Annotated in this window: 27 protein-coding genes, 1 tRNA gene, 1 other RNA gene and 1 riboswitch; of the genes, 8 read left to right on the top strand and 21 right to left on the bottom strand. The window is 36.1% G+C overall.

All coding sequences use genetic code 11. The features are described from left to right. Positions 1–20: 20 nt before the first annotated feature. The 3 genes from rpsF to spoVG form a co-directional block, all read right to left on the bottom strand. Positions 21–308, bottom strand: coding sequence for a 30S ribosomal protein S6 (gene rpsF, locus KE503_RS06865; RefSeq protein ID WP_055197785.1), 288 nt, complete (start codon positions 306–308; stop codon positions 21–23). Positions 309–400: 92 nt separating this feature from the next. Beyond that, positions 401–592, bottom strand: coding sequence for a DUF951 domain-containing protein (locus KE503_RS06860; protein WP_212384819.1), 192 nt, complete (start codon positions 590–592; stop codon positions 401–403). A gap of 140 nt (positions 593–732) precedes the next feature. Then, on the bottom strand, positions 733–1,020 hold the full coding sequence (gene spoVG, locus KE503_RS06855) for a septation regulator SpoVG (RefSeq protein ID WP_008392243.1): 288 nt from the start codon (positions 1,018–1,020) through the stop codon (positions 733–735). A 306-nt stretch (positions 1,021–1,326) separates the two neighbouring features. Between spoVG and murC the strand changes: the two genes are divergently transcribed. The 4 genes from murC (at position 1,327) to KE503_RS06835 (ending at position 6,300) form a co-directional block, all read left to right on the top strand. Next, positions 1,327–2,712: a UDP-N-acetylmuramate--L-alanine ligase gene (gene murC / locus KE503_RS06850; RefSeq protein WP_055197814.1), complete on the top strand. Its 1,386-nt coding sequence runs from the start codon at positions 1,327–1,329 to the stop codon at positions 2,710–2,712. Between the two features lie 247 nt (positions 2,713–2,959). Continuing rightward, positions 2,960–4,084: a DnaD domain protein gene (locus KE503_RS06845; protein ID WP_055197787.1), complete on the top strand. Its 1,125-nt coding sequence runs from the start codon at positions 2,960–2,962 to the stop codon at positions 4,082–4,084. A gap of 3 nt (positions 4,085–4,087) precedes the next feature. Further along, complete coding sequence (locus KE503_RS06840; protein WP_117944927.1) at positions 4,088–5,074, top strand: ATP-binding protein; 987 nt, start codon at positions 4,088–4,090, stop codon at positions 5,072–5,074. A gap of 56 nt (positions 5,075–5,130) precedes the next feature. Further along, positions 5,131–6,300 carry a ribose-phosphate pyrophosphokinase gene (locus tag KE503_RS06835; RefSeq protein ID WP_055197789.1) on the top strand — a complete coding sequence of 390 codons (1,170 nt, stop codon included), beginning with the start codon at positions 5,131–5,133 and terminating at the stop codon, positions 6,298–6,300. Between the two features lie 147 nt (positions 6,301–6,447). Here KE503_RS06835 and KE503_RS06830 read toward each other — a convergent pair whose 3' ends face one another. From KE503_RS06830 to tadA, 7 genes are all read right to left on the bottom strand, one after another. Then, the gene (locus KE503_RS06830; RefSeq protein WP_212384818.1) at positions 6,448–8,640 is read right to left on the bottom strand and encodes a transglycosylase domain-containing protein; all 2,193 of its coding nucleotides are present in this window, start codon (positions 8,638–8,640) and stop codon (positions 6,448–6,450) included. 140 nt (positions 8,641–8,780) lie between these two features. Continuing rightward, on the bottom strand, positions 8,781–11,276 hold the full coding sequence (locus KE503_RS06825; RefSeq protein WP_022375493.1) for a hypothetical protein: 2,496 nt from the start codon (positions 11,274–11,276) through the stop codon (positions 8,781–8,783). A gap of 155 nt (positions 11,277–11,431) precedes the next feature. Next, positions 11,432–11,824: a hypothetical protein gene (locus tag KE503_RS06820; protein WP_022375492.1), complete on the bottom strand. Its 393-nt coding sequence runs from the start codon at positions 11,822–11,824 to the stop codon at positions 11,432–11,434. A gap of 62 nt (positions 11,825–11,886) precedes the next feature. Next, positions 11,887–12,537: a GTP pyrophosphokinase gene (locus tag KE503_RS06815; protein WP_022375491.1), complete on the bottom strand. Its 651-nt coding sequence runs from the start codon at positions 12,535–12,537 to the stop codon at positions 11,887–11,889. A gap of 162 nt (positions 12,538–12,699) precedes the next feature. Next, positions 12,700–12,964: signal recognition particle sRNA large type (gene ffs, locus KE503_RS06810), an RNA gene on the bottom strand. 120 nt (positions 12,965–13,084) lie between these two features. Further along, entirely contained in the window at positions 13,085–14,515 is a 1,431-nt protein-coding gene (locus KE503_RS06805) for a C1 family peptidase (protein WP_212384817.1), read from the bottom strand. Beyond that, positions 14,502–14,984 (bottom strand): tRNA adenosine(34) deaminase TadA, encoded by a 483-nt coding sequence (gene tadA / locus KE503_RS06800; protein ID WP_022375489.1) that lies wholly within the window; start codon positions 14,982–14,984, stop codon positions 14,502–14,504. The genes KE503_RS06805 and tadA overlap by 14 nt, the downstream gene beginning before the upstream one ends. Before the next feature lie 73 nt (positions 14,985–15,057). Here tadA and KE503_RS06795 point away from each other — a divergent pair, with 73 nt between their 5' ends. Beyond that, positions 15,058–15,960, top strand: coding sequence for a DUF6128 domain-containing protein (locus KE503_RS06795; RefSeq protein WP_249182994.1), 903 nt, complete (start codon positions 15,058–15,060; stop codon positions 15,958–15,960). Here KE503_RS06795 and rsmA read toward each other — a convergent pair. The 4 genes from rsmA to KE503_RS06775 all read right to left on the bottom strand — a co-directional run bounded on the left by rsmA (position 15,949) and on the right by KE503_RS06775 (position 18,675). Next, positions 15,949–16,806: a 16S rRNA (adenine(1518)-N(6)/adenine(1519)-N(6))-dimethyltransferase RsmA gene (gene rsmA / locus KE503_RS06790; RefSeq protein WP_022374499.1), complete on the bottom strand. Its 858-nt coding sequence runs from the start codon at positions 16,804–16,806 to the stop codon at positions 15,949–15,951. The genes KE503_RS06795 and rsmA overlap by 12 nt on opposite strands. 2 nt (positions 16,807–16,808) lie before the next feature. Then, positions 16,809–17,582, bottom strand: coding sequence for a TatD family hydrolase (locus tag KE503_RS06785; protein ID WP_022374498.1), 774 nt, complete (start codon positions 17,580–17,582; stop codon positions 16,809–16,811). Beyond that, positions 17,579–18,526: an NYN domain-containing protein gene (locus tag KE503_RS06780; RefSeq protein ID WP_022374497.1), complete on the bottom strand. Its 948-nt coding sequence runs from the start codon at positions 18,524–18,526 to the stop codon at positions 17,579–17,581. Before KE503_RS06780 ends, KE503_RS06785 begins: the two co-directional genes overlap by 4 nt. Positions 18,527–18,604: 78 nt before the next feature. Further along, positions 18,605–18,675 (bottom strand) — tRNA-Gly (locus KE503_RS06775). 138 nt (positions 18,676–18,813) lie between these two features. On the opposite strand from KE503_RS06775, the gene KE503_RS06770 reads away from it, so the two are divergent. Both KE503_RS06770 and KE503_RS06765 read left to right on the top strand, forming a co-directional pair. After that, on the top strand, positions 18,814–19,386 hold the full coding sequence (locus KE503_RS06770; RefSeq protein ID WP_022374496.1) for a hypothetical protein: 573 nt from the start codon (positions 18,814–18,816) through the stop codon (positions 19,384–19,386). Beyond that, positions 19,383–19,898: a spore maturation protein gene (locus KE503_RS06765; protein WP_022374495.1), complete on the top strand. Its 516-nt coding sequence runs from the start codon at positions 19,383–19,385 to the stop codon at positions 19,896–19,898. The genes KE503_RS06770 and KE503_RS06765 overlap by 4 nt, the downstream gene beginning before the upstream one ends. Positions 19,899–19,931: 33 nt before the next feature. Here KE503_RS06765 and KE503_RS06760 read toward each other — a convergent pair whose 3' ends face one another. Then, positions 19,932–22,061 carry a SulP family inorganic anion transporter gene (locus KE503_RS06760; protein WP_212384815.1) on the bottom strand — a complete coding sequence of 710 codons (2,130 nt, stop codon included), beginning with the start codon at positions 22,059–22,061 and terminating at the stop codon, positions 19,932–19,934. A 17-nt stretch (positions 22,062–22,078) separates the two neighbouring features. Next, positions 22,079–22,942 carry a LysR family transcriptional regulator gene (locus KE503_RS06755; protein WP_212384814.1) on the bottom strand — a complete coding sequence of 288 codons (864 nt, stop codon included), beginning with the start codon at positions 22,940–22,942 and terminating at the stop codon, positions 22,079–22,081. Between the two features lie 228 nt (positions 22,943–23,170). Between KE503_RS06755 and KE503_RS06750 the strand changes: the two genes are divergently transcribed. After that, positions 23,171–23,830, top strand: a complete 660-nt coding sequence (locus tag KE503_RS06750; protein WP_242852147.1) for a YczE/YyaS/YitT family protein — start codon at positions 23,171–23,173, stop codon at positions 23,828–23,830. Between the two features lie 115 nt (positions 23,831–23,945). Here the strand turns inward: KE503_RS06750 and KE503_RS06745 are convergent, their stop codons facing one another. The 5 genes from KE503_RS06745 to KE503_RS06725 form a co-directional block, all read right to left on the bottom strand. After that, positions 23,946–24,578, bottom strand: a complete 633-nt coding sequence (locus KE503_RS06745) for an endonuclease III domain-containing protein (RefSeq protein WP_022374491.1) — start codon at positions 24,576–24,578, stop codon at positions 23,946–23,948. 72 nt (positions 24,579–24,650) lie between these two features. Further along, positions 24,651–25,103 carry a response regulator gene (locus tag KE503_RS14865; protein WP_055197796.1) on the bottom strand — a complete coding sequence of 151 codons (453 nt, stop codon included), beginning with the start codon at positions 25,101–25,103 and terminating at the stop codon, positions 24,651–24,653. After that, positions 25,100–25,375, bottom strand: a complete 276-nt coding sequence (locus KE503_RS06735) for a hypothetical protein (RefSeq protein ID WP_022374489.1) — start codon at positions 25,373–25,375, stop codon at positions 25,100–25,102. Before KE503_RS06735 ends, KE503_RS14865 begins: the two co-directional genes overlap by 4 nt. Positions 25,376–25,497: 122 nt before the next feature. Beyond that, positions 25,498–25,573: riboswitch (cyclic di-GMP riboswitch) on the bottom strand. 114 nt (positions 25,574–25,687) lie between these two features. Beyond that, complete coding sequence (locus KE503_RS14690; RefSeq protein WP_262568766.1) at positions 25,688–25,810, bottom strand: hypothetical protein; 123 nt, start codon at positions 25,808–25,810, stop codon at positions 25,688–25,690. Between the two features lie 17 nt (positions 25,811–25,827). Then, positions 25,828–26,373 carry a YcxB family protein gene (locus tag KE503_RS06725; RefSeq protein ID WP_022374485.1) on the bottom strand — a complete coding sequence of 182 codons (546 nt, stop codon included), beginning with the start codon at positions 26,371–26,373 and terminating at the stop codon, positions 25,828–25,830. Positions 26,374–26,545: the final 172 nt, after the last annotated feature.

The raw sequence follows: 26,545 nt of genomic DNA, 5'->3' as shown, positions 1-26,545 counted from the left end.
ATTCGGATCCCTCCTGTTAATTACGCATCCTGTTTAACGCATAAGAAACGTAATACAGTTTCCTCAATACGAAGTCTTTCTTCAAGTTCTGCTGGAACTGTAGTTTCGCCTTCGAACTGGATGAAATAGTAGTATCCTTCTTTCATCTTCTGAATTTCGTAAGCTAACTGTTTCTTACCCCATTCATCGACGTTAGTGATCGTTGCACCTGCTGTAGTAATCATTGCCTGAACTTTTTCAACCATAGCTGCACGTTCTTCGTCTTCGATCTTTGCACTTAAAACTAATGCTAATTCATATTTCATCATTACTTGCACCTCCTTTTGGTCTAGTGGCTCTTTCTTCGTGAAAGAGCAAGGATATTTTTATATACCACGAATATTTACTCTATCATAAAAATCTAATCTTGGCAAGCTTTTTTTATAAATCCTCTAAAATTTTTTTCAATCCTCTTTCTTGGTACCATAACCTGTCGGCTGCATCCAACACATTTTAAGCGAAAATCCATTCCTACTCTGAGTATTTCCCACTCATTCGTTCCACATGGGTGTGCTTTCTTTAATTTGACAATATCTCCTATCTGAAATTCCATCGGTCAAACCTCCTTATTCTTAATAATATCTCTTTCGTATCTTAGCTTCGTAAATCATGATACCTTATTATAGCAGAAAAGAGAACCAGGCGGTCAACCCTGATTCTCTTCCTGCGTAAATTAAAGAAGAAGTTATTCTCTTAGACTTCTGGCGCTGTTGCGTCAATATCCCCCAGATTCATTGCTTCGTATTGTTCTAAAATTAAAGTCTGGATCATATTTCTTGTATCAGAATTGATCGGATGTGCAATGTCTCTATATTCACCGTCTGCCGCTTTACGACTTGGCATTGCAATAAACAGACCTTTTTCCCCTTCGATTACTTTAATATCATGTACCACAAATTCGTTGTCGATCGTGATAGACACAACAGCTTTCATCTTACCTTCTTTGGCCACTTTTCTAATTCGTACATCAGTTATTTGCATGTTGTCATCCTCCTAGTTTCTAATAATTTAGCTAAAATTCGCTCTCCGGTCAGGCTCTGGTAACTTCTTCTCTCTCTTCGACCGTATATGCTAGTTTCTATTATAACACTATTTTCAGCAATTGTGAACAAAAACTTGTTTTTTATCCCCTTTTTTATTATAACATTTTACTACTTTTTTATCCATATTTTTATGATACTTATAATATTTTCCAATTCAATCTCCGTCTTGCAAGTTTAGTTGCAGTGACTTATAATAAGGAAAACAATGAAACTATATCAAAATAGAAAGAAAGGACACATGAAAATGTATCAAATAGATTTTAACAAACCAATTCATATTCATTTTATGGGAATCGGAGGTATCAGCATGAGTGGTCTTGCTGAAATTCTTATCAAAGAAGGATTTACTATTTCTGGATCCGATGTCCATACTTCTGATATCATCAAACACTTGGAAGATAAAGGTGCCAAAGTTTACTTAAGCCAGACTGCTGATAATATTACAGATGATATTGATCTTGTTGTATATACAGCTGCCATCAACTTCGATACAAACGAAGAATATAAAGAAGCCGTACGCCGTAACATTCCAGTTATGAAACGTGCCACACTGCTTGGCCAGATGATGCACAATTACCAGAATGCGATCGCTGTATCTGGAACTCATGGTAAAACAACGACTACTTCTATGTTATCTTATATTTTACTTGCTGGTAACACAGACCCTACGATCAGTGTCGGTGGAATCCTTGATGCGATCAATGGAAATATCCGTGTTGGACATTCTGAAACATTCGTAACAGAGGCATGTGAATATACAAACAGTTTCCTAGAGTTTTTCCCTAAGATCAGTATTATCCTTAATATCGAAGAAGATCATATGGATTTCTTCAAGGATCTTGATGATATCCGCCATTCTTTCCGTGAATTTGCTCACAAACTTCCTGATTATGGTTACCTGATCATCAATGGTGAAATTGAGAACATCGATTATATTGTGGACGGATTAAAAGCAGAATATGCAACATTTGGACTGGAAAATGATTCTTACGACTATTGTGCAAAGAATATTGGATATGATGCATTTGGACATGCACATTTTGATTATTATTTTAAAGGAGAATATGTTGACCATATCCAGTTAAATGTCAATGGAGAGCATAATGTAAAGAACGCACTGGCTGCCATCGCTGCTGCAAAACGTATCGGTATCGATATTGATACGATAAAGAAAGGGCTTCTTGGATTCACTGGTGCAAAACGTCGTTTTGAATTAAAAGGTACATGCAACGGCTTCACTGTTGTTGATGATTATGCTCATCACCCAACAGAAATCCGTGCAACTCTGGAATCTGCAAAGAATTATCCACATAATGAATTATGGTGTGTATTCCAGCCACATACTTATTCCAGAACGATCGCATTCCTTGATGATTTTGCTAAGGCATTAAGTCTCTGTGATCATGTGATCTTAACTGATATCTATGCAGCCAGAGAGAAAGATACTGGTATCGTAAGTTCCAAAGATATCGTAGATCGTATGGCAGATTATGATGTAGATGTGCATTATATTAAGGAATTTGATGACATTGAAGAATTTATTTTAAAAAATTGCAAAAAAAATGATCTGTTGATAACTATGGGCGCAGGAAACGTCGATTCTATCGGAAATTCTCTCGTAAATAGATAGTTATCCACATTATCCACAGGTTTGTACACAATTGTTGATAAACAAATCTGTGGATTTCTTTTATCCTTTTCCACATTTGTAAAATCTTTGTAAATGGCTTATTTCCATAATTCTACGATTTTTGTCCACATTATCCACATTATCCACATACTTGTACACAATTGGGCTGTGGATTTCCCTGGTATTTACAATTTCTCCAATCTGCGTTATAGTCAGATTAACAATAATAAAAGAAGGAGAAATTGCCATGAATTACATTAAAGTAACAACCACATATCCAACCGGTGGAACGCTGCTTCCAAACGCTTTTGTTGATAATTACATGATCCGTGCGAATGGTGAATATATCAAAGTGTATATCTATCTTCTGCGTATGGTTTCTGATGGTGCGAACTTCAGCATCCCTTGTCTGGCAGACGTACTGGAACTTACGGAGCGTGATGTTACTCGTGCGTTAAAGTACTGGGAGAAAGAATCACTTCTGCGCATGGAATTAAAAGATGGTGAGATCAGTTTTATTGAACTTCTCCCTGTCAGTGGCAATCCACATTCTCCTGAACAGATTTCCAATGCACAGACTGCACAGCCAGATTCACAGGCACAGTCTATAACAGCTTCATCCACTGTCTCTTCCCAGACAGAACAGTTTACAGCAAAAAAACAGGCTTCTATTGGTGCTGAAGCAATCCCAGCAATGAAGACTTTGTCCCCTGCTGAATTACAGCGTAAGAGTGAAGACGAACGTTTCTCATATCTTCTTTATGTATGTGAAATGTTTTTAGGAAAACCTCTTACCTGCACAGATATGAACACATTACTTTATATGATCGAGGATCTTAAGATGTCCTGCGAATTAGTTGAATATCTTGTAGAGCATTGTGTTTCCAATGGCAAGAAGAGTTTCCGTTATATGCAGTCTGTAGCGATCAACTGGTATGAAGCCAATATTCAGACTCCAGATGAAGCGAAAGCATACAGCAAAAATTTCCGTAAGGAATATTATTCTATTATGCGTGCTTTCGGATTAAACCAGAATCCTGCACCTGTTCAGGAAGAATATATGAAACGATGGCTTGAGACAGATGGTTTTGATCTTCCATTGATCATCGAAGCATGTAACCGAACAATCAATGCGATCAATAAACCAAGTTTTCCATATGCAGATACCATCCTAAAACATTGGAAAGATAACCATATTGTAACCTTGGAAGATGCTAAGAACTTCCATGTACAGCAGAAGGCTCCTAAGACTTTTGCTAACAATAATAACCAGAATACTATGCATAATTTTACTCAGCGTGATTATGATTTTGATGCGTTAGAGCAGCAGCTTTTACAGAAACAGTTCGCAAACGAACTCATGGAGAACTAACTTATGTCATTATCAAATAACGATTATCAGGATATCATGCGCCAATATGAAGCAAGGCGGCTTTCTAATTACCGTCTTCATGAACAGCGCAAGAAAGATATATATACAACCATTCCAGAGATCAGAGATCTTGACCGACAGATTACTTCCAATTCAATTTCTCTTGGAAAGCAGCTTATCGTCAGTGATGATCCTGCTTTACGAGAAAACTACCGTAAGAAGAATCATGTTTTGATCGAGAAGAAGCAGGCTCTCTTACACGAGGCCGGATATTCATCTGATTATCTGGAACCCATCTATCATTGTAAGAAGTGTAAAGACACCGGATATATTGGGCAGGAACCATGTTCCTGTTTTCATCAGGCGATGATCGATCACCTGTATTCCGGTTCTAATATGGCTAAGATTTTAGCCCGGGAGAATTTTCGGACCTTCAGAGAAGATTATTACTCCGATCAGATGACCAAACAAGGTCTTCCAAGTCCAAGACGCAACATCCAGAAAGTTGTGGAACACTGCAAAACCTTTATTTCCAGATTTCCAAATCACGACAACATTTTATTTCAGGGTTCCACTGGTGTTGGGAAGACTTTTTTAAGTCATTGTATTGCAAAGGAGATCATGAACCGCGGATTTACCTGTGTCTATATGACAGCTTTTCAACTTTTCGATACACTTGCCAAACATACCTTTGGCAGAGAAAAGAATGCTCAACAGGAGACTTCTGCTAACCTGATCTTTCAATGCGATCTACTGATCATTGATGACCTTGGTACAGAGATGATTAACAAATTTGTGATTTCACAGTTGTTTCAATGTTTGAATGAACGATTGATCCAAGAGAAATCCACAATTATTTCTACCAATTTATCTCTTCAGGAATTTCGAAATACCTACTCGGAACGAATCTTCTCAAGAATTATAGAGAATTATTCCTGGCAGAAAATCTATGGAGATGATATCCGTTTCAAAAAATCGAACTTGACGTAACTTATTTATAATGTTATAAAAAAATATAAAGAACAATATACGAAGGAGATAGTATCATGAGACGATCTGACCGTAACTTTACTAAGATTCCAGACGGTAAACTTGGAATCATTGCCCTTGAAGGATGCAAAGAACTTGGAAAAACAATTGACAACTATATCATTCAGTGGAGATCTGAAACTTTCAAAGATTTCAAAGACTCTGTTGCTTGTGATGGATATTTAAGAGATACTTATCTTTTAGATGCTAGTTGCCCTCGCTTTGGTTCTGGAGAAGCCAAAGGTATCATTCGCGAATCTGTTCGTGACATGGATTTATACATCATCGTTGACGTATTAAATTACAGCGTTACTTACTCTTTAAGTGGACGTGTGAACCATATGTCTCCAGATGATCATTATGCTGACTTAAAACGTATCATCAGTGCTGCCGCTGGTAAAGCTAAGAGCATAAATGTTATCATGCCTTTCTTATATGAAAGCCGCCAGCATAAGAGAAGTACTCGTGAATCCCTTGACTGTGCAGTTATGCTTCAGGAATTATTAAACCTTGGTGTTGATAACATTCTGACATTTGATGCACATGATCCTCGTGTACAGAATGCGATTCCTATCAGCGGATTCGATAATATTCAGCCTACTTATCAGTTTGTAAAATCATTAGTTGAACAGTGTAAAGACGTTCACTTCGACAAAGACCACTTAATGGTTATCAGTCCAGATGAAGGAGCTATGCAACGTGCAATCTACATGGCAAACGTTGTTGGTGTTGATGTTGGTATGTTCTACAAACGTCGTGACTATTCTACAGTTATTGATGGCCGTAACCCAATCGTTGCCCATGAATTCCTTGGTGATTCATTAGATGGTAAAGATGTACTGATCATTGATGATATGATCTCTTCTGGAGAAAGTATGATCGATGTAGCGAAAGAATTAAAACGCAGAAATGCACGTCGTGTCTTCTGCTTATCTACATTTGGTTTATTCACAAATGGATTAGAAGTATTTGATCGTGCTGTTGAAGAAGGTATCATTGAAAAGGTTATCACTACAAACCTTACTTATCAGACACCTGAATTATTATCTCGTGACTGGTATGCATCTTCTGATGTATCTAAATACGTTGCACTGTTAATTGATACATTAAATCATGACGCATCAATCAGTGATCTGTTAAATCCAACAGAACGTATCAAAGAATATCTTGAAAAGAAAAATCTTTAATTTGTAATATAGAAGGATCTGTTATTATCAGCAGATCCTTTTTTATTATATTTAAATTTCTTTTGTTCATAACATGAAAAGAATCAAAAAAACAAAAAGCGTACAGGAATCATTAAGATTTCCCGTACGCTTCTTTATTGTACAATATTATTGTTCCTTTGACGAATTATTATCCTGAGACTGTGAAGCTGTCGTTGGCGCTTCTGTTGTTGGTGCTGCCGTTGTTGGCGCTTCTGTTGTTGTCTCTACCCTTCCAGTGCTTGTAGCCTGTGTTGATGTTGTCGCCTGATAGTCTCCTCCATCATAATTTGAATAATCTTCTGTGATTGTACCTGATGCATCTGAAGATGAATACTCTGAATGTATCATATTCATAAAGTTGCTCCATATAGTTTTTGGATAAGATGCTCCGCTTAATGCTGGCATGATTTTATAATCATCTCTACCTACCCAGATTGCAGTTGTATAATAAGGTGTGTATCCACAGAACCACCCATCTCGGTTATCATTTGTTGTACCGGTCTTACCTGCGGTATCAACATTCGGTACTTTAGCTCCCACTCCAGTTCCGCCTGTTACTACACTCTTTAATACATCTGTCATCTGTTTTGCTGCACTTGTTGAATAAACTCTTCTCTTCTTTGTAGAAGATGACATTACTTCATCTCCATCAGAAGTTGTAATTTTTGTAATACATGTTGGTTCTCTGTATACACCATTGTTCTTCAAAGTTGCATACCCTGCTGCCATTTCTTCAGCAGTTGTTCCTTTTCTGAAACCACCAATACATGTCGTATAATATTTATAATCTGAAGGTTCCAAATATTTAAAATTCATCTCTTCCAGATATTTTAAACATGTCTTCGGTGTCAACTGTTCATATATACGCATAGTTGCAACGTTACTTGATTTCTGAACTGCTCTTCTAAGAGAGATCTGTCCAGAGTAAGAACCATGTGAGTTTCTTACTCGATGCTTATCATTTGATGCCATCGGAGAATCATTTACTGTTGATCCAGCAGACCATCCATGCTCTAATGCTGGTGCATATACAAGTAATGGTTTGATCGCACTACCTGGCTGTCTAGGACTCTGATATGCACGGTTTAACGTATAACCGATATTCTTCTGTTCACGTCCACCAACGATTGCAACTACTTTTCCAGTATCATTGTCAATACATGTACCAGATGCCTGTGCTTTATAAATACCATTCTTATCTTTCTCCGTATATCCAGATAACGCATTATTTACACTTTTTTGCAGCTGTTTCTGAACATCAGGATCAATGGATGTGTAAATATGATATCCAGCACTGTATAATGTTCTCTTACACTCTGCATACATCTTATCATATTCTTCCTGATACTTTTTCTTCTCAGAGTTAGAACTGAAATCATCCTTGAATTCAAATCCCTTCTGTTTCATGATCTCTTTTGTTGCACAGTGAATGACATAGGTCTCTATATAGTTCTTCTTCTCTGTCTTAGTTTTCTGTGCTTTCTTCACATCAATGTCTTCATTTAACGCTTCTTCATACTGATCTTTTTTGACCAGATTCTGTTCGTACATATCTTTCAAAATCTTATTTCTACGTTTGATCGTATTTTCTTTATTTGTACGTGGATCATAAATTGTTGGATTGTTTGGAATTGCAGATAAAAATGCTGCTTCTGACATTGTCAGATTCTTCGCATCTTTTCTGAAATATCCCTGGCTTGCTGCCTGAATTCCATAATATCCATTTGAATAATAAACATTATTCAAATAAAATTCCAAAATCTGTTCTTTTGAATATTTCTTCTCCAGTTCTACTGCCATGAAAATTTCTTTTACTTTTCTCTTCCATGTTTTCTGTCGATTCAAAAATACAGTCTTTGCAAGCTGCTGTGTAAGGGTACTTCCACCCTGTGTGATTGCTCCTTTGTGTACGACATAACTTACCGCAGCTCGTGAAATTCCTTTATAGTCTACACCACTGTGTTTGTAGAAATTCCTATCTTCCACAGAAATTACAGCAGCTATGACATAAACCGGAAGTTCTTTGTATTTTAGGTAATATACATCTTTCTCACCTTTAAACTTCAGTAACTGCTTTCCGTTGGTGTCATATACAATACTTGTCTGTGATGCCTTGAATGTATCCTCACTCGACTGTGCGACGAGTTCTTTGGCCTCACTTCTAAGCTTCATAACCTTTGCCCCAAAAGTAAACCAGCCGATTACGACCAACAACAAAAAGACCACTGAAACTTTTAAAAGAACTTTTTTCTTTTTACGTTTCTTCTTTTTCTTGCTTTCGGGAATAATCTTTTTTGTTTCCTTTGTTTCTTCAGCCATATTCCTTTCACCTTTCGTTTGTTTTTACTGCTTACATTTGTTCCGGAATATCTCCGGATATATATCTTAATTTTAACATAAAATATATCATAACTAAAACTTTTGTCTCGACATAGTTTGCACTTTAAAGACAAAATATACTAATTCGCATATCCATAATAAACACTTCCTGCCTGTTTAAATTCATTCTCAAGCTTCTTACGGTTTGTCTTTACAGATTTTCCTGTCAATGGATCATAGTATCTTAGGTCTGTTTGATTATAACTCATAACAACGATGAATGTTCCATCCTTTCTCTGTGCCATAAATGAACGACCCTTACTGATCACATAAACAATATCATCAATACTGCAATCAGAATAGTTTACTGCTCTATGCTTAAATACCTTATTTAACTTGTCATATGTGCTTCCTGACATCTTCTTAATCTTATTGTAAGAGATATCAATTCCATCTGCCTTTGCCATCATCAGAATACATGCAATATCTGTTTCGTCTTTATTCTCTGCTTTGATCATCGGAATATTAGAAGCTTTTCCATAATTCTGTGCAATACCTTTTTCCCATAAATACATCTGATTATAATTTACAACAACTCCGCCACCTTGTTCGGCAACTTTAATAGCATCTTTCATATTGCTATAGATTCCTGAAAGCTTGCCACCTGTATATACATATGCATCGTTATATTTATTATCATTCTCTGCAAATGTAATCTCTGTATCATTGTCTGCTTCTTCAACATTTGTGGACAGATAATCTGGTCTTGTCTGAATATATACATCCTCTGGGAATCCAAGGTAAAGCTGATTTAATCTTGTCCCTGTATATCCATATTCCAAGACAACTTTATTTTCTTTCTTATCCTTGTAACGGATATAACTTTCATTCACTTTCTTATATCCTTTTCCACTCTTTCGTGAATGTGTCAATGAGATTGTTGTACTATCTACGTTGGCATCCGTAATATAAGTTCCGTCTTCTCCATATGTCTTAACATTCTTCTTATTACTTCTGATAAATACCTTTGTTAAAGGATACAGATAAGAACCATCTTTTTGTCTTACGATTTCTGATTTTTCTCCAATTCCATAGATAAAATCTTTGCCTATAAATCCTATTGGTCTTAAAACTTCATTCTTGCCACAAGAAATGTTATCTGTTTTTTGTGTTGCAAGATCTATGATCTTGATTTTATTTTTGAACTGGTTTAATGCCAGCATTCCATTGTCAGAAATAACTGTCATATCATCTGTAATATTTTTTGCGAGAATCTTACTCTTTCCTGATTCAACATCAACTTGATATACAGCACCATCCAGATAGAAATAGAAATCTCCATCATCACTTAAGAACGCACCTTTCTTGATATCATTCTTCATCATATCATACTGTATCTTTGTTGGAATGAATGCTAATTCTTCTATCCTCTGGTCTGAAGCACTAAACTGATATACCGCAATACCATTATTACCTTCATGCTTTCCACGATTCATATATCCGTATACCACAAACGAAATGTCTCCATTAGATTTCATCTTCATGATCTGAACATCATGCTTCTGATAATTATTACGGCTGTCTCGATAATCTTCTCCTTCAAAAGAAAATACCTTGTACATATTAGACTTCTGGTAATCATAATACCAAAGCTCGTCCTGTACAACAAAAGCGACTTTCTTTCCGCCTTTTTTGCTGACAACCTGCTTCTGGTTGCTTCCGATTCCGAGTAAGATTCTATTATTACTTCTGTCAATCGTATCATATCTCATATAAGCTTCCATATTGCGCTCATAATTTAACAAATACATTCTGTCCTTTGCATAACGAATCCTAAAATATTCTGTTGCTTGATAATACTGTTTTGTCCCGTCACTGTTCTCAGCTGAAAGAATATATCTTAATTCAACAGATGTTACATTATCTGAAATTTCTTTTACTGTTGCCGGATAAATACTCTCTACCTGAGGTTTTAATGTTGCGTATGAAACTGCTTCCTGTGTTGATTTCAATGTTACGTTCGAAAGGTTATTGGATGTTGTACCTTCTGCTGTTTCCAAATACTGACTGATAAATTCAGTATTTCCTTCTGTCAATGCCGCATTGTGGAATTTCTCTGCAAAATTCAGACATTCCTTAAGATGGAAACTTGTTCCATAGATAATTCTTGTAAAGTAACGGATCGTTTTATTATCCTGCTTTACAGATAACTCCATCAAATATGTCTTTCCATTTTCCAAGCGTTCTTTGATCTGTATATTGGCAGTACTTTTTTCTTTTCCCTTATGAAAAGCTGTATCACCATTTCCCAAAACAGTCTTATTATCTGTATCATAAAGCTTATATGATACAACACTGATATCTTCTGTTGCATCCTTTAGGATTACTTTTACCTGATTTTCATATACCGGTGTGATACTATCACGGATCAGTGATGCATCTACATCTCCCTGATAACCATGTAATTCATTGATATCTTTTCCATCTACAGATATTGTTAATAAAGGGAATGTCGGCTGTTGTGTTTCTGTCACTCCCTGATTATTTCTTCCTACTAATGTATAATTCCATATAAATAATGAGATCAGAAAAATGACCCCAAATATTGCAATCTGTATCACTTTATTTTGCTTCATTATATTCTCCTTTTTCATTCCGTGAAGCTTTCTATTGTTCATTTTATCTTTTTTTGTACATTTATACAACCATTTTAAGAAATGTTTAAGATGTGCAAAGGACTTTTTATCCTGTAAATAAAACAATTGCCGGGATTTCTCCCGGCCTTATTAATCTATGATCGAAACATATTTTTCTTTGTACGGTAGCGACAGCGTCTGTGATAGATCTCTCCTCCGATCAGAATTACGATCATCTGATGTAGCTTGCGTTCCTGCTTAGGACAGTCTTCTTTCTCCTGGTAATTCATCTTATCATAAATCTTATCTGCCATTGAAAGAAGCATTGTCCGATCCATATATTCGTCAAACATTCTGCTTCCATCATATTCCATCTGATCACAAGCATCCTCAATCTGATCTAGAATCTCTCTCGCCAGTGCAGAATACATCCGAATGATATATTGATAATCATCTTCCTGCCTCTGTTCCTGTGCTATCAGCTCTCTGCTTGTTCTTATTTCTGTATCAAATATTGGAAGATTCCCTAATCCTTCTCTATCCGCCATCTTTATGCTCCTTTTTCTCTATCAATCATATCTTATGATATTCTTGAGAAAAAATGCATGTCTTATTCACCATTTTCTTTTCTGATACTTCTCACTTCTTCATTGATTGCTAACATCTTGCTGTCTAAGAATGCCACAAGATCTGCACATTCTTTTAATTCCTGCTTAATGTACTCTGGTGTATTACCTTCGTACTTATAATAAATCTTATGTTCCAGAGATGCCCAGAAATCCATCGCTACGGTTCTGATCTGAATCTCTACTTTCGTACGAACAACTTTATCAGACAAAAAGATCGGCACTCTTACGATCAGATGATAACTTCTGTATCCATTGATCTTTGGATTCAGCATATAATCCTTTGTCTTCAATACTTCTATATCATCCTGTGATGCGATCATATCAACAATTCTATAAATATCGGGTGTAAATGAACAGATGACTCTTACTCCTGCAATATCATCGATATATTTCTGAATATTCTCTACGGTAATCTCTTTTCCTTTTCTCATCAGCTTACGAGTGATGCTTTCATCTGTCTTAAGTCTTGATTCTATATGTTCAATTGGATTGTACTGATGTACTAAACGGAACTCATCATTTAATATCTCTAACTTTGTTCTAATCTCTTTTAATGCAGAACGATATAATAATTTAATCTTTCGATATTCAAGCATTACATCTTGTACATCAGGTAATTCTAATTCTCTCATGTCTACTCACTCCTTACCTTGTTTGCTGTTTCTATTTTAACACTGTTTGGATTTGTATTCAATAGTGTACAATCTGCTGAAATTTCTTAGACTTCTCAATTATAAACTGAGGTTAAATGAAATGAAAAATGATAAGTTTAATTTCTATGATAATAAAAAAATCCGTGCGGCCTGCCTTGTGTCGCCTTCCACAGACGTTACCTCTATAGTTAACTCAACCCAGGCACCCTCACGGCACATAGAAGGTTCCACTTAGTGCTGCTTTGTTCCCAACCTGACACGGTTCGTGGATTCCTATTGCGTGAGACCCAGATATCAACGCCACTTGTAGAGGGCAGCTCTACAGAAGGCAACCCGAAACAAGACCATCACCTCTGCTATAGCGGATTGCAGAAAAAGGGTGCCGCTACCTCCCCGGCTAGCACGGAAACTTTATGACTTGATTATCTTTGGCATCTTAGATTTAAGATGCATATTTGATTATACTAAATAGTTATCTCAAGGTCAATAGTTATTATCTTTTTTAATAAATTCTATTATTTTTCTGTTATGTTGTTGTGTATGCTTTAATCCTCATTGTAAGTCTTGCAGAATACATATCATACCATTTATTTCCCTTCAAGCAGACATAACTCTGTCCTTTCGCTGTTTTATTCACAAATCTGATCCAGCCAAAATTGTCACTGTGATCGCATCCGATGAGTGCTGTTGAACCTATCTTAATAACTATAGAGAACTTTTCTCCTTTGACCAGTCTGACTTTCTGCTTCAGATCGATCGTATGTGTTCCCGCTTCTTTGATCGTTCCTGTCATAGCACGTTTTAACAGCTTCTTTCCTGATGTCGGTTTTCCTTTCTTCGGGTTTTTATATATTTGAATGCTGTATTTTACATTTGGATTCATTGTAACTACATTGACTGCTTTTAGCGTCTCTTTTTTCTTCTTTGTTCCTTTTTTCGCTGTGTATATATTAGCGATCTGCTGACCTTTCTTCAATCGGTATGCAGATGGATTTGCTGATCCATCATAAAAATAGTTGTATTTATATGTAGATGACTTTACAAACTGACCTGACAAAAATTCACACATAGATCTATCTTCATAAGATATATAGGTATATCCCTTGTCTTCTTCCTTGTTTCCCCAGCTGTTTTTTATGATCCATGCACCATTTCTCTTTGGTTTTGATGCCTCCCCAAACTTATCTCTACTGTAATTATCATTCCACCCAACAATTGTTACGATATGATTTGCTGCATCCTCTGATAATGTACAATTATAAGATTTATGTGATCTATCGTAGAATTTTTCATCTTCCTCTGTCGTTTCTGGTGCATGATATGCTACAACAACTGATCCATATTTTTTTATGTAAGATTTTACTACATTGATTGATGGATTATTTCCAAGGAAAAATCCATTTTTTAAAATCGCAGCATCTTTTTGCCCAAGCTTGCTTGATAATGTCCATTTATTGGTATTAAATGGAGCTGTACTCTCGTTGGCCAGCCCATACCATCCTGTTAATGTGATCATCGCAAGCTGTGCATTTCCACCTGAATATTTCCAGTTTCCTGATACTTTTGTTGCATCTCCTTTTGTGTTATTCAGCGCATCATTTGTTCGATTATACATAAAATATCCTAAATGTTTTTCTGAATAATCAACATTCTTTTTTACTTTCTTTTGTTTAATTAATGATGTTTCACCTAGCGATGCCAAGCCAAATGCCCAACAAAGTTCTGTATTCCCCTGATTCTTTACTAATGTGACAAGACCTTGTTCTGCTGCATTATAATATCCGGCATATGATCTTGCATAAGTTTTATTCTGCTGACTTTCCTTCGGTGACTCTATATTTAAATGAATAGAATGATATCCTGTTGGTTTCTGTGCTGCAAATACTCCCTCAATTGAAGATAAACACATTATTCCTGCACATAACAGTATTGCTGTTAATTTCTTAATTCTGTGCATTTTTTTCCTCCTTTTTCTTCCTTCTTAATTCTCTGAAAAAATCTGATAACATCTGGCTGCATTCTTCTTCTAAAATTCCATGTTCAATCTCTGTCTGATGATTAAACCGTTCTACCTGCAAAATGTTCAAAACAGATCCCGCACATCCCGCCTTGGGATTCATTGCTCCAATAACAACCTTTGGAATTCTCGCCTGAACAATCGCTCCTGCACACATCTGACATGGTTCAAGTGTAATATACATTGTACATTCCTCAAGTCTCCAATCCTCTAACTTCTTGCTGGCTTTCTGGATTGCAAGTAATTCTGCATGTGCTAACGTTGTTTTCTTTTTATTTCTCTGATTATAAGCTCTGGCTATGATTTTATCTTCATGAACAATCACACACCCAATTGGTACATCACCGACTGCTGCTGCTTTTTTTGCCTGCCGGATTGCTTCTTTCATATATTTTTCTTCTTGTGTCACGTCTGTTCCCCTTATATCTATGTCATATTTTTTTCTATTATAACATAGAATGAATCAAAAAGAGAGTAGACGATTGTCAGATTATCAGCGTATTGTATCCTATCTGTATGAATATCACCATGGAATTAAAGGTTCTAATGTTGGTTTTGCCAAAATAGAAAAGCGCCAGAATCAACTGCGGGTATATTTTCATGTAAAGACAAATGATCAGGCATTGGAATATAAAATTTATTTTTATCATTTTCATGAAGGTACAATGGAGGGAATTTTTCTTGATACGATCAGACGAAGTGATGCAATCATCGAATTTAAAAAGAATTATCCTGTAATTGAAAATTTTGAAGAAATGGATGGTTTTCTGATCTATCACTCAAATGAACATTTCTTTGGGTCACAATGGAAAGAACTTCCGATCATTATCCGGAGTTTTAAGCCCTTGGAAATTCCGGATGCCAAACCAGAAATAGTAGAAACGATAGAAAAAACAGAGGAAACTAAAGAAACAGAAGAGATAGAAGAGACAGAAGAGATAGAAGAGATAGAAGAGATCGCGGAGACAAAAACTTCCGGACTTTCTGAGTATATTGAAGCTCTTCAATTAGAAAAGGATGCCAAAAATATCCGGCATCCTGATCCTGTTAAAGGTTTTGACTGGAAGGAGTATCCCACCTTGCCAATGCCTCTTTCTTACAGCCTTGATCCTAGCATTAAGATCACACTAAAAGATCTTGATCAGATTCCTGACCTTGATGACAACGTAAAAGCAAATGGATTCCTTCTTTTAAATTATGGAAATTTCGGCCATCTGATGCTTGCAAAAGATGCTGACAGCGGCCAGCGTTATCTCGGAATTCCTGGAATCTTTGATAACGAAAAAGCTTTTATCTCTCGTTTATTTGGATTTAAAACATTTATCACAGTTCCTTTAAAGCCTCATAAAACTGGTAATTTCGGCTATTTTATCTTACCGATCTAATATGTTTGCAAGTGTTGCAAACTGTTCCAAAGTTAAGGCTTCTCCTCGGACAGATGCTGGTAATCCCATCTCTTCTAATGCCTGTGCTACCTGTTCTTTGGAGAAGTTTAGCCCACCAAAATTCTTAATTCCGTTCTGAAGTGTTTTTCTTCTCTGGTTAAAAGACGCACGGATCAATTGGAATAACAGCTTTTCATTTGTAACTTTGATCGGTGCATCTTTATATTTTGTCAGACGAATAACTGCTGAACCTACTTTCGGTCTTGGCATAAAACAGTTTGGCGGTACATTTGCTACCACATATGGTTCTGCATAATACTGAACTGCCAGCGATAATGCCCCATAGTCCTTTGTTCCAGGGCCTGACTGCATGCGGTCTGCAACTTCTTTCTGTACCATAACTGTGATGCTGTCGATTGGCACATGACTTTCAAACAATCCCATAATAATCGGTGTTGTAATGTAATATGGAAGATTGGCAACCACTTTTACAGGCTTACCGCCGTTCTTTTCTTCTACAATCTTTGCGATATCAACTTTCAAAATATCCGCATTTAAAATGGACACGTTGTCATATGCACTTAATGTATCTGATAAGATTGGAATCAGATTCTTATCAATCTCGACTGCCATGACTTCTCTTGCATTTTCAGCAAGATACTGTGTCATAGTTCCAATTCCTGGTCCGATTTCCAATACAAAATCTTCTTTATTTACTTCGGCAGCGGAAATAATCTTCTCAAGTACACGTTCATCGATCAGGAAATTCTGCCCAAATTTCTTCTGAAAATCAAAGTCATATTTTTGGATTACTTCTATTGTATTTTTTGGATTTCCAAGTTTCACTCTTATACCTCTTTCATACGATACAATTTTCTTGCATTTTCTTCTGTGACTGCGATCAGTTCCTCTTTATCAATCCCTTTGATCTGACTGAGCGCTTCTGCTACATAATTCAAGTTCAGAGAAGAATTTCTCTTGCCTCTGTTTGGTTCTGGTGACAGATATGGGCAATCTGTCTCTAATACGATTCTGTCTAATGGTGCATACGCTGCAACTTCTTTTAATGTCTTTGCATTTTTAAATGTCACAACCCCGCCAATTCCAATATAAAATCCCATATCAAGGAATTGTCTTGCCATTTCTTTGGAATATGAAAAACAATGAACCACTCCTCCGATGTCTTCTGCATGTAATGATTTCATTATATCATATGTGTCCTTTGCTGCATCCCTGCTGTGAATAATAATTGGTAATCTCACTTCCCTGGCAAGCTCAATCTGTGCTTCAAACCATTTTTTCTGAATCTCACGTTCTGGTTCATCCCAGTAATAATCTAGTCCAATTTCACCGATTGCAAGAATCTTATCTTTGCCTGCGTATTCCTTTAATGTATCCATATCTGACTCTGTAAGATCAGCTGTATCACTTGGATGAACTCCAACAGCTCCATACATCATCGGATATCGATTCACTGCATCTACGATCCATGCAGATGTTTCCATGTTAGATCCTACATCAACAATCGTTCCGATCCCATTATCTTTCATAGAAACCAACAGTTCTTCTCTATCCTGATCAAACTGCTTATCATCGTAATGTGCATGTGTATCAAATATCATCGTTTCTCCCCTTTCTCTCTTCGTCTCTTTAATCTAACTGTATTTCCGTTAACTGCAAGGCAGTGAATACTTCGTAAAAAACTTGACATACGGCTGTACCCATAGTCTTTTATATTAAATCCGCTGTGTTTATCTTTCAATTCTAATGTTATGGCTGATAAATTCTCCAGTGAACCTCCATTTTTCTTTACAAAAAGAATCACTTCTTCTTCAATCGTTTCTCTGCTTGTCAATTCTTTAAATTCCACATAACAATTGGTATCTTCCTGAACGATCACAAAATTATCCATCTCTTCATCGATCAACACACTTAATTTTGTATATCCATAATTTCGCACATCAAAATCTGAATATTTCTCATTCAGTCGGTTTCCAATTCTCCCTAAATCAACTGGTGCATTTCCATTTTCACTGATGATATCCGCAATTGTGCAAGAAATTTCGTCTAATGATGTTACATTTTCAATCTCATTATTTTCAATCTCATCTTCTTTATCCCTGTCTGCTTCATACAGAAGATTTAGATGTATAAATTTATTACATGCTCTTGTCAATGCAACCGGCGTCTTGGATTCTCCCATACCAATAACGTACATATGCTCTTCTCGAAGTCTCATCGCAAGCCTTGTAAAATCACTGTCACTAGTTACCAGGCAAAATCCATCCACTTTCTTCCCATATAATAAGTCCATTGCATCAATAACCATTGCCATATCTGTTGCATTCTTACCTGAAGTGTAAGCGAACTGCTGTACAGGAATAATGGAATACTCTAATAATAATTCTTCATTCCACCCATTTGCCTTTGACCAGTTTCCATAGATTCTTCGGCAAGATGGAAATCCATATGCTTCAAGTTCCTGAAAAATAATAGGTGCATACTTGGGACTGATATTATCTGCATCGATCAGAACTGCAAACTGATTCTTTTCTTCTTCTACCATATTTTCCCTCATATCTAAAATTGTTTATAAAATGAAAAAAGGATATATCCTCTCGAATATATCCTTAAGTAAATACCAAGCGGGTGATGGGAATCGAACCCACGTGATCAGCTTGGAAGGCTGGAGTTCTACCATTGAACTACACCCGCATATCTTGTTCGCTGTTATTTGTTTTCCCTAGCGACAAGTAATACTATACCATCACTTTTTATAAATTGCAAGTGTTTTTTTGAATTTTTTTTATTTTTTTGAATAAATTATTGTAAAGGCTTCTTGGAGTATATTTTATGATGAATTCTATCTGGTGTTTTATGATCTTATTTGGCTTGATCGTTGGAAGCTTTAATGGGAAGATTGCTGTACTTTCCGATACAATTCTTTCTTCCTCCAAAGAAGCTGTAGAACTCTGCATCCTTATGTTTGGAATTGTTGGTCTGTGGTCTGGACTCATGAGCATTGCCTTATCTCTTGGAATCACTACAAAACTTCAGCAAATGTTATCTCCCTTCCTTTCCTTTCTTTTCCCCAATTTAAAAAACAAAAAAGCAAAAGAATACATCAGCACTAATATTATTGCAAATATGCTAGGGCTTGGCTGGGCTGCAACTCCTTCTGGATTAAAAGCTATGGAAGAATTACAAAAAAATAATCCTCATAAAGATACCGCAACCAATGAAATGTGTTCTTTTCTTATTTTAAATATCTCATCCTTGCAGCTGATTCCGATCAATATCATTGCTTACCGCAGCCAATATGGTTCCGTAAACCCAACGAAAGTACTGATTCCTGGACTGATCGCAACTTTTGCTTCCACGATCATGGCTGTTATCTATATCAAATGGAAGGACCGAAAACGATGATCACATTTCTTGCAAATCTTGTAATTCCAATGTTTATATTTACTCTTATTTTATATGGAACATTAAAGAGGAAGGATATCTATACACCATTTCTTGAAGGCGTTATGGACGGCTTTAAGATCGTATTTGAGATTGCTCCAACTTTGATTGCTTTATTTTTTGCAATTCAGATCTTTCGTTCTTCTGGTGCTCTTGACCTGATTGTTCGTTTTCTGACCCCTGTCGGGAGTCTGCTTAAGATTCCTCAAGAAGTTCTTCCTGTGATTTTTGCAAAACTTTTTTCTTCTTCTGCTGCAACTGGATTTTTATTGGATATTTATAAAACTTCTGGTCCGGATTCTTTAGCGGGATTTATGTCCTCTGTGATCCTCAGCTCTACAGAGACCTGTTTTTATACATTATCTGTATATTATTCTGTGGTTGGAATTAAAAAAATCCGTTATACTCTGACTGGTGCATTACTTGCTGTGTTTACAGGAACCCTGATTTCTATTGTACTGTGTTATTTATAGCCTATCAAAATCTCTCTTTCCAAAAGAATTTTATTATTCCAAATCTTTTTTATTTTCCATCTCTCGGAAACTGACAACCAGATCATAAACTTCTGGTCTTTTCTCTTTCAAATGTTCATCCAGACGATGCCTTCTCTCTTTAAATCTCTGTGCAAGTTCTGGATGTTCTTTCATGATTCGTTCATGAATTTCTCTTCGATGTTCCTCAAAACGTGCCGCCAGCGTCCTTTCATCTTTTCCGGAAATATTTACAATCTCTTTTAAATGTTCTTCCAAATGTTCTAACCATTCATCTTCATCAAACGCTTCCATATGTGACCATCTTCCATGCAACAGATTTTCTACATTTCCATTTTGCTTTAGCTGCTCGATCTGGCGTGTGATCTGTTTCTCAATCTGATCTTCTGTCTCTGAACCAAATGCCCAGACAAACTCCTGCATCCGATTGTCCACACGCTTTCTTGAAGCACTTCTTTCTTCATTATCGACTCCGCCTTCTAATGGATATGGACGTTTGATTCCCATATCTTTTAATGCAATATGGATTGTTCTTCTAACACATCCCTCTTCAATCAGATAACCAATCCCAAGCTTTCTCATCTGCTCATTTAAACCAGCAATATGCTCTGTGATGTAAAACTTGATTCCTTGTTCTTTGAATGACTTATAAAGAATCTCAAGTCGATCTGCTGCCGTGATATCGATACTTCCGATTCCGCTTGCATCAAGAATTACCGCTTTAATATTTCCTCTACGTTCAATCTCCTGCTCAATATCCTGCTGCAGCACCCCTGCATTTGCAAAAAATAGATTACTGCTAAATCGATAGATCACAATTCCTTCGATCTCATGAATCTGCCTACTCTCTGCCAGATCACGAAAATGTTTATGTCCCGGCTGAATTCCTAAGAAACAACTTGCTGGTTTTGATGAGCGAATTACCATTTCCGCAAATGATAAAATAATTCCGATCAGTACACCATTGATCGTTCCAAGTAGCAGTACACCAATAAACGCTCCCCAAAAAATGAAACATTCTGTACGACTGACTTTCCAAAGTTTCACTGCAAGTTCAAATTCTGTTGCACCAAGAAGTGCTGAAATTACGATTGCTGTCAACACTGGTATCGGCAGATATCCTATAAATCCTGTTCCAAAAAGCAGTAAAATGATCATTGATAATCCTGCCACAATACTCATTAACTGCGTTTTCCCTTGATACTGCTCTCCCATTGCTGTTCTTGAAACAGATCCATTGATCGGACAGCATCCAGTCAATGCCGCCACAAAATTTCCCGCTGCAAATGCAAACAATTCCTGATTATCGTTGATACGGTATCCATTTTTCTGTGCAAAATTATTCTCTGCAAGAAGTGTTTCTGCCATAATAACAACTGCTACTGACAAGCTGATCGTTACTACTTCGTCCATCGGAACTAACGTAAGATCAGGAAAACTCCATCTTGGAAGTCCTGGTGATACTGCATCCAATGTCTTGATTCCCCATTCTTTCATCGGCAAAACCTGTGTCATGACTGCTCCTGCTGCCATCATCACTACTGCCATTGGGAATTTTGGCATTATCTTTTTGGCTCCCAATAAGATAATAAGTGAAACAATCCCTAAGATCAGTGACGGAAGATTGATCTGTTCTACTGTTTTTTCTATATGTTCCAAAAGTTCTAATAATTCTCCCGTTCCCGCAGTTCCACCCATAAGTTTTGGTACTTGCATCAAAATGATCGTTGAACAAATTCCTGTAATAAATCCACCCATAACTGGTGCCGAAATATAATTCACAAGTTTCCCTGCATGCATCAGATAAAATGCGATCAACCATACTGCCACAAAAAACGTGATGACTGGAACGACTGCAAGTGCTTCCTTGGAACCACTTTGGATATTCATTCCTAAAAGTGCTGACCCTACCAACGCTGCAGGTGCTGCATCTACCCCAAAGATAAATTGAGGTGATGTAGAAAATAGTGCAAATAAGATGATCGGAAACACAGATCCATATAATCCATAAACCGCTGGAAGTCCTGCAATCTGTGAATATCCCATAGAAATCGGTATAGATACTGCCATAATGATAATTCCCGTGATCACATCATGCATCAGGTTTCCTTTTTTGTAATTCTTCATTGTATGTCCTAATGTCATTCTTCCATTCCTTCTTTCTAATTTAAATGTTCCCTCATATAATTTAGAAACTGCTTCTGTGCATAATCTAAAGGCTTATTTTTCTTATAAAATAACGAAATCATTGAGTGAAATTCTTCTTCTAACGGTATCATTTTTATCCCATCACATTTTGCTTCGTTATATACTGTTGGAAATGTGATCGTGATCCCAACTCCTTCACTTACAAAACTCATAATCGTATTCGCCTGTGGAAATTCAAAAATTATATTTGGCTTAAATCCTGCTTTTTCACAAGCCTTAGAAAATACTTCGTAACTTCCGCTTCCCTTTTCTGGGAAAATAAAATTATCATTACAAAGTTCTTTTAGCTGGATTTTTTTCCTCACATATAATGGATGTTTCTTATGAATAACTGCACATAGCCGGTCATCATATAATGGCGTAAATCGATATTTTTTCTCATCTTCCATTGTATTTTCTCTTAAGATCAAAAAGTCATAACTATCTGAATTTTCCTGAATCTCACTTGCAATCCTTTCGTCTATCACCATTTTTATATCCGGATATTGTTTTTTGAAATCTGCTACCATTCTTGCAAAATGATATGGTGCAAGTACTGGCATACATCCAATTTTGATCTCTTTATTTTTTTGTATGTTTTTTAGCATTTCTTCATACATTGATGTCATTTCTTTTGCATAAGACAAAAAGATTTCCCCTTCTTTGGATAACTCAAATCTCCGGGTATTCCTACGGATCAATGTTGTTCCTAATTCATTTTCCAGCTTTCTGATCTGCTTTGACAATGCACCTTGTGTCATATTACAAGAATACCCAGCCTCTGTGAAATTCTTTTGTCTGCATAATTCCATATAATAATATAGCTGTTGTATTTCCATTTTTATAATCCTCTTTTATTTTCATATATTTCATTTTACACTTTTTATTCTCATTTTTCATCATACTCAATCACTTTTAGCTGCTATTTTCTGTATATATTCCTACATGGAATATATCAAGTCTTAACTGGAATTGCAATACTTACTTCTACCTCTATATAATAAGAACACAAAAGGGAAATAAATTTATGAAAATATAGAATTTTGATAGAAAGGATGGATAAAAATATGAAAAACGAAAAAACTTTTTTCTACCATAGATTATTGTTTTATATTTTAGGACTGCTGATCATGTCTGTTGGTTCTAATTTATTTTTAAAAGCAACTCTTGGAGTTGCCCCAAGCTGTACAATGGCTTTAACTTTAAGTTATCTCTCCCCTGTTCACAGCTATGCTTTATTTAATTTTCTGATCAACTCAACATTTTTGATCTGTGAAGCAGTGGTTCTCCGTGAATTCGGGAAAATACAGTTTATTCAACTTGGGTTGACATTTGTTTATTCTTTATTTATTGAATTTACTTCTTATGGTTTATTCTTTATCGAGCCTCATGGTCTTGCAGCAAAGATCTTATTATCTGTTATTGCATGTGCAGTTTTATCTACAGGTGTTGGATTTACAATTAGTTCTGGATTTGCTGTTATGCCAATGGAAGGTCTTGTTAAGAGTATCGCTGAGAAGAAAAATGTAAGCTTTGGTGCCGTGAGAGTTTGTCTGGAAGTTTTATTTACAGTATGTTCTGCTGTCGCTTCTTTTGTTTTACTTCCAGAATTACCATCTGTTGGAATCGGAACTGTGATCGCTGCTTTCTTAAGCGGAAATATTACAAATGTATTTTCTTCACTGTTCCACAAAAGAATCAATGCTTACTTAGGATTTCAGGCATAATTTTTAACTTTAACAATATACAATAATATGCAGTAAAAAACCGTAATCACTACAAAAACTATTAGTGATTACGGTTTTTTATCATACTCTTTTATTATAAATGCTAAGTAATCTTCTAAATGATCTGATGACAGATATCATTCAAACAACATCTCTCACAATGTGGTTTCGTTCTTGCCGTGCAGACATCTCTTCCATGCCATACAAGTCTGTGACAAAAATCACTACCTTCTTCTGGAGGAATGATCTCCCATAATGCCATCTCCACTTTCTTTGGGTCTTTAATTCCATCAACCAAACCAATTCTATTCACAAGACGGATACAATGCGTATCTGTTACGATCGCAGGTTTTCCAAACACATCTCCCATGATCAGATTGGCACTTTTTCTTCCAACACCTGGCAGACTTAAAATAGATTTGAAATCTGTTGGGATGTTACAATCATATTCATCTCTTAAAACTTTCATGCATTTACTGATATCTCTCGCTTTGCTTTTTCCAAGTCCGCATGGACGTACAATTTCCTCAATATCTGCGACATCTGCTGCCGCTAATGCTTCTACAGTTGGATATTTTTCAAACAATCCTTTGACTACAACATTAACTCTTGCATCTGTACACTGGGCTGCAAGTCTTACACTGACTAATAATTTCCATGCCTGATCATATTCCAGTGTACAATCCGCATCTGGATATTCATTTTTCAAACGTTCAATTACTTCTAATGCTAATTCTTTTTTGTTCATTGATTGCAAATCCTCCCTAAAAGCTGTTTGGTTATTTTTGTTATTTTAGCACTGGAAAGAAAATTGGTCAAATTACAGATATCTCTGCATGATCTCGCACAAACGATTCATCTCCCAAGGTTTTGCAATATGCTCCTTCATTCCTGCATTTTTCGCCATTACAACATCTTCTGCAAATGCATTGGCAGTCATTGCTATGATCGGTATTTGTTTTTCTCTATATTTTCTGTGGGAACGGATTGCTGCCGTTGCTTCGTATCCATTCATTACAGGCATATGAATATCCATAAAGATCAAGTCATAAAAACCACTTGGTGCATTTGCAAATTTTTCAACGGCTTCTTTTCCATTTTCTGCAGTCTCAATGTTAGCCTCTTTATTGGATTTCCCTTCAATGATATTTTTTAGTGTTGCTGTAAGCCTTGATCTGAATAATGATTTTGCTATAAATTCATCAACTCCAGCCTCTCTTGCCTCTGCTTCGATCTCCGAATAATCATATGCCGATAAGATAATGATCGTCACATCATTTCCAAAAAACTTCTATTTTCCCCATAAAATAAATTTTTAAGTGAACCTTTGGTAATTTCCATAAACTCCTTGTAATCATATCCAAGATTATAAAGTAAAAATCCACTGACATTCGTAATTGTCAGATTCTCATCATAATGTCCTGTCATAAATCCAACTGCATGATTATTACGGATCACGTCTTTGATCATCTCATAACTATTCTCCTCCAAGTTTGAATCACCCACAGAATATATTATTTCTTCCCTAAATAACTCCTTATTCATTATTTCCTATTCCTTATTCATACTCTTTTTATCTATGTCAAATACTTTCTTGATATCTTCAAACATGTAAAAAACACTATAGATAAATATATCTACAGTGTCCCCTGCACTCTTATTATACAATGTGCAACTGGCTGCCATGTCAAAGGCCCTATAGCTTTGCGTCACAGCCTTTCGACTGCTTTGCCGTTATATCTTTCTTTCGTTCAATATATTTTAATCCTTCATATCCAACAACTGATGTTGTATACACGCGATCTTGATAACTCTCTCTTGGCGGCATGATACAGTTTGTTGTAAATAATCCATCCATTACCAATCGGTCGGCTTCTTTGGTCCGGTGTGTATTTGTAACTGCTTTCCACAGACACCTGTTACCACACATCCTTTATTGCCTGCTGTCTGCTGGCATTGAAAACAAAATATATCTGGCATCTTATTTCTCTCCTTTTTTATTTGTTAATAGAAATAAGATGTGCAAAATTCTCTGTGACTATTCGTATTAATTTCTTTTCCATATCCTGATTTAAAACTCTCTTAGGAATAATAAGTGCTTCTATGGAACTAATATAAATGTAAAAAGCCGTCTCTGTTTCACAAACATTTTCTACCTTTTGATAATCTACTTTCACTTCCTGGCCTTTTGTTATCTCTATAATCTGATCTTCCGTAAAAGTTAATGTTATTTCTTCTGCAAATGGTAGTCCTTCTGTTTCTATCATTTTAAGAATTGTCTTGCGAATACCTCTTTTCATAATCTTTTTAGCCTGTGCTACACATACAATTGAAAAAATGCATAATACAATTACTTCTGTAATGATCAACATTTTTTCTGCTCTTGCCAAAATGAAAATTACTATCGCAAGAACACTGATCATTGGTCCTGCTAGTTTTAGAAAAAACAGATTTCTCTTTCCTACCTCTGAATGAATTAACTGATGAAATTCGTTGAATTCTATGTAGTCTTCGTCTGTTAATTTGTAATTTAGTTGCAGCATATTCCTTCCCCCCCTGCTTTATTTTTAAGATAACGCATATACTTTAATCAAAACCACCGGCTTAGCCGGTGGTTTGTACTAGCCCTATAAGGGCTTATTACCGACGCTAAGTCTAAAGACTCATCGAATTTGGTTCGCCAACTGTACCGTCATTTACTTATTAAGCCCTATG

The sequence above is a fragment of the Anaerostipes sp. Marseille-Q3525 genome (genome assembly GCF_018223505.1).
GTDB classification, from domain to species: domain Bacteria; phylum Bacillota; class Clostridia; order Lachnospirales; family Lachnospiraceae; genus Anaerostipes; species Anaerostipes amylophilus.
This window is presented reverse-complemented; position numbering and strand designations above follow the sequence as displayed.

What these genes read in the sequence shown, in the direction of transcription:
- rpsF (WP_055197785.1), bottom strand. Translation starts at nt 308, where the DNA reads ATGATGAAATATGAATTAGCATTAGTTTTAAGTGCAAAGATCGAAGAC.
- KE503_RS06860 (WP_212384819.1), bottom strand. Translation starts at nt 592, where the DNA reads ATGGAATTTCAGATAGGAGATATTGTCAAATTAAAGAAAGCACACCCA.
- spoVG (WP_008392243.1), bottom strand. Translation starts at nt 1,020, where the DNA reads ATGCAAATAACTGATGTACGAATTAGAAAAGTGGCCAAAGAAGGTAAG.
- murC (WP_055197814.1), top strand. Translation starts at nt 1,327, where the DNA reads ATGTATCAAATAGATTTTAACAAACCAATTCATATTCATTTTATGGGA.
- KE503_RS06845 (WP_055197787.1), top strand. Translation starts at nt 2,960, where the DNA reads ATGAATTACATTAAAGTAACAACCACATATCCAACCGGTGGAACGCTG.
- KE503_RS06840 (WP_117944927.1), top strand. Translation starts at nt 4,088, where the DNA reads ATGTCATTATCAAATAACGATTATCAGGATATCATGCGCCAATATGAA.
- KE503_RS06835 (WP_055197789.1), top strand. Translation starts at nt 5,131, where the DNA reads ATGAGACGATCTGACCGTAACTTTACTAAGATTCCAGACGGTAAACTT.
- KE503_RS06830 (WP_212384818.1), bottom strand. Translation starts at nt 8,640, where the DNA reads ATGGCTGAAGAAACAAAGGAAACAAAAAAGATTATTCCCGAAAGCAAG.
- KE503_RS06825 (WP_022375493.1), bottom strand. Translation starts at nt 11,276, where the DNA reads ATGAAGCAAAATAAAGTGATACAGATTGCAATATTTGGGGTCATTTTT.
- KE503_RS06820 (WP_022375492.1), bottom strand. Translation starts at nt 11,824, where the DNA reads ATGGCGGATAGAGAAGGATTAGGGAATCTTCCAATATTTGATACAGAA.
- KE503_RS06815 (WP_022375491.1), bottom strand. Translation starts at nt 12,537, where the DNA reads ATGAGAGAATTAGAATTACCTGATGTACAAGATGTAATGCTTGAATAT.
- KE503_RS06805 (WP_212384817.1), bottom strand. Translation starts at nt 14,515, where the DNA reads ATGCACAGAATTAAGAAATTAACAGCAATACTGTTATGTGCAGGAATA.
- KE503_RS06785 (WP_022374498.1), bottom strand. Translation starts at nt 17,582, where the DNA reads ATGATATTTGATACACATGCACATTACGATGATAAGCAGTTTGATCAG.
- KE503_RS06780 (WP_022374497.1), bottom strand. Translation starts at nt 18,526, where the DNA reads ATGGTAGAAGAAGAAAAGAATCAGTTTGCAGTTCTGATCGATGCAGAT.
- KE503_RS06770 (WP_022374496.1), top strand. Translation starts at nt 18,814, where the DNA reads ATGATGAATTCTATCTGGTGTTTTATGATCTTATTTGGCTTGATCGTT.
- KE503_RS06765 (WP_022374495.1), top strand. Translation starts at nt 19,383, where the DNA reads ATGATCACATTTCTTGCAAATCTTGTAATTCCAATGTTTATATTTACT.
- KE503_RS06760 (WP_212384815.1), bottom strand. Translation starts at nt 22,061, where the DNA reads ATGACATTAGGACATACAATGAAGAATTACAAAAAAGGAAACCTGATG.
- KE503_RS06755 (WP_212384814.1), bottom strand. Translation starts at nt 22,942, where the DNA reads ATGGAAATACAACAGCTATATTATTATATGGAATTATGCAGACAAAAG.
- KE503_RS06750 (WP_242852147.1), top strand. Translation starts at nt 23,171, where the DNA reads ATGAAAAACGAAAAAACTTTTTTCTACCATAGATTATTGTTTTATATT.
- KE503_RS06745 (WP_022374491.1), bottom strand. Translation starts at nt 24,578, where the DNA reads ATGAACAAAAAAGAATTAGCATTAGAAGTAATTGAACGTTTGAAAAAT.
- KE503_RS06735 (WP_022374489.1), bottom strand. Translation starts at nt 25,375, where the DNA reads ATGAATAAGGAGTTATTTAGGGAAGAAATAATATATTCTGTGGGTGAT.
- KE503_RS14690 (WP_262568766.1), bottom strand. Translation starts at nt 25,810, where the DNA reads ATGCCAGATATATTTTGTTTTCAATGCCAGCAGACAGCAGGCAATAAA.
- KE503_RS06725 (WP_022374485.1), bottom strand. Translation starts at nt 26,373, where the DNA reads ATGCTGCAACTAAATTACAAATTAACAGACGAAGACTACATAGAATTC.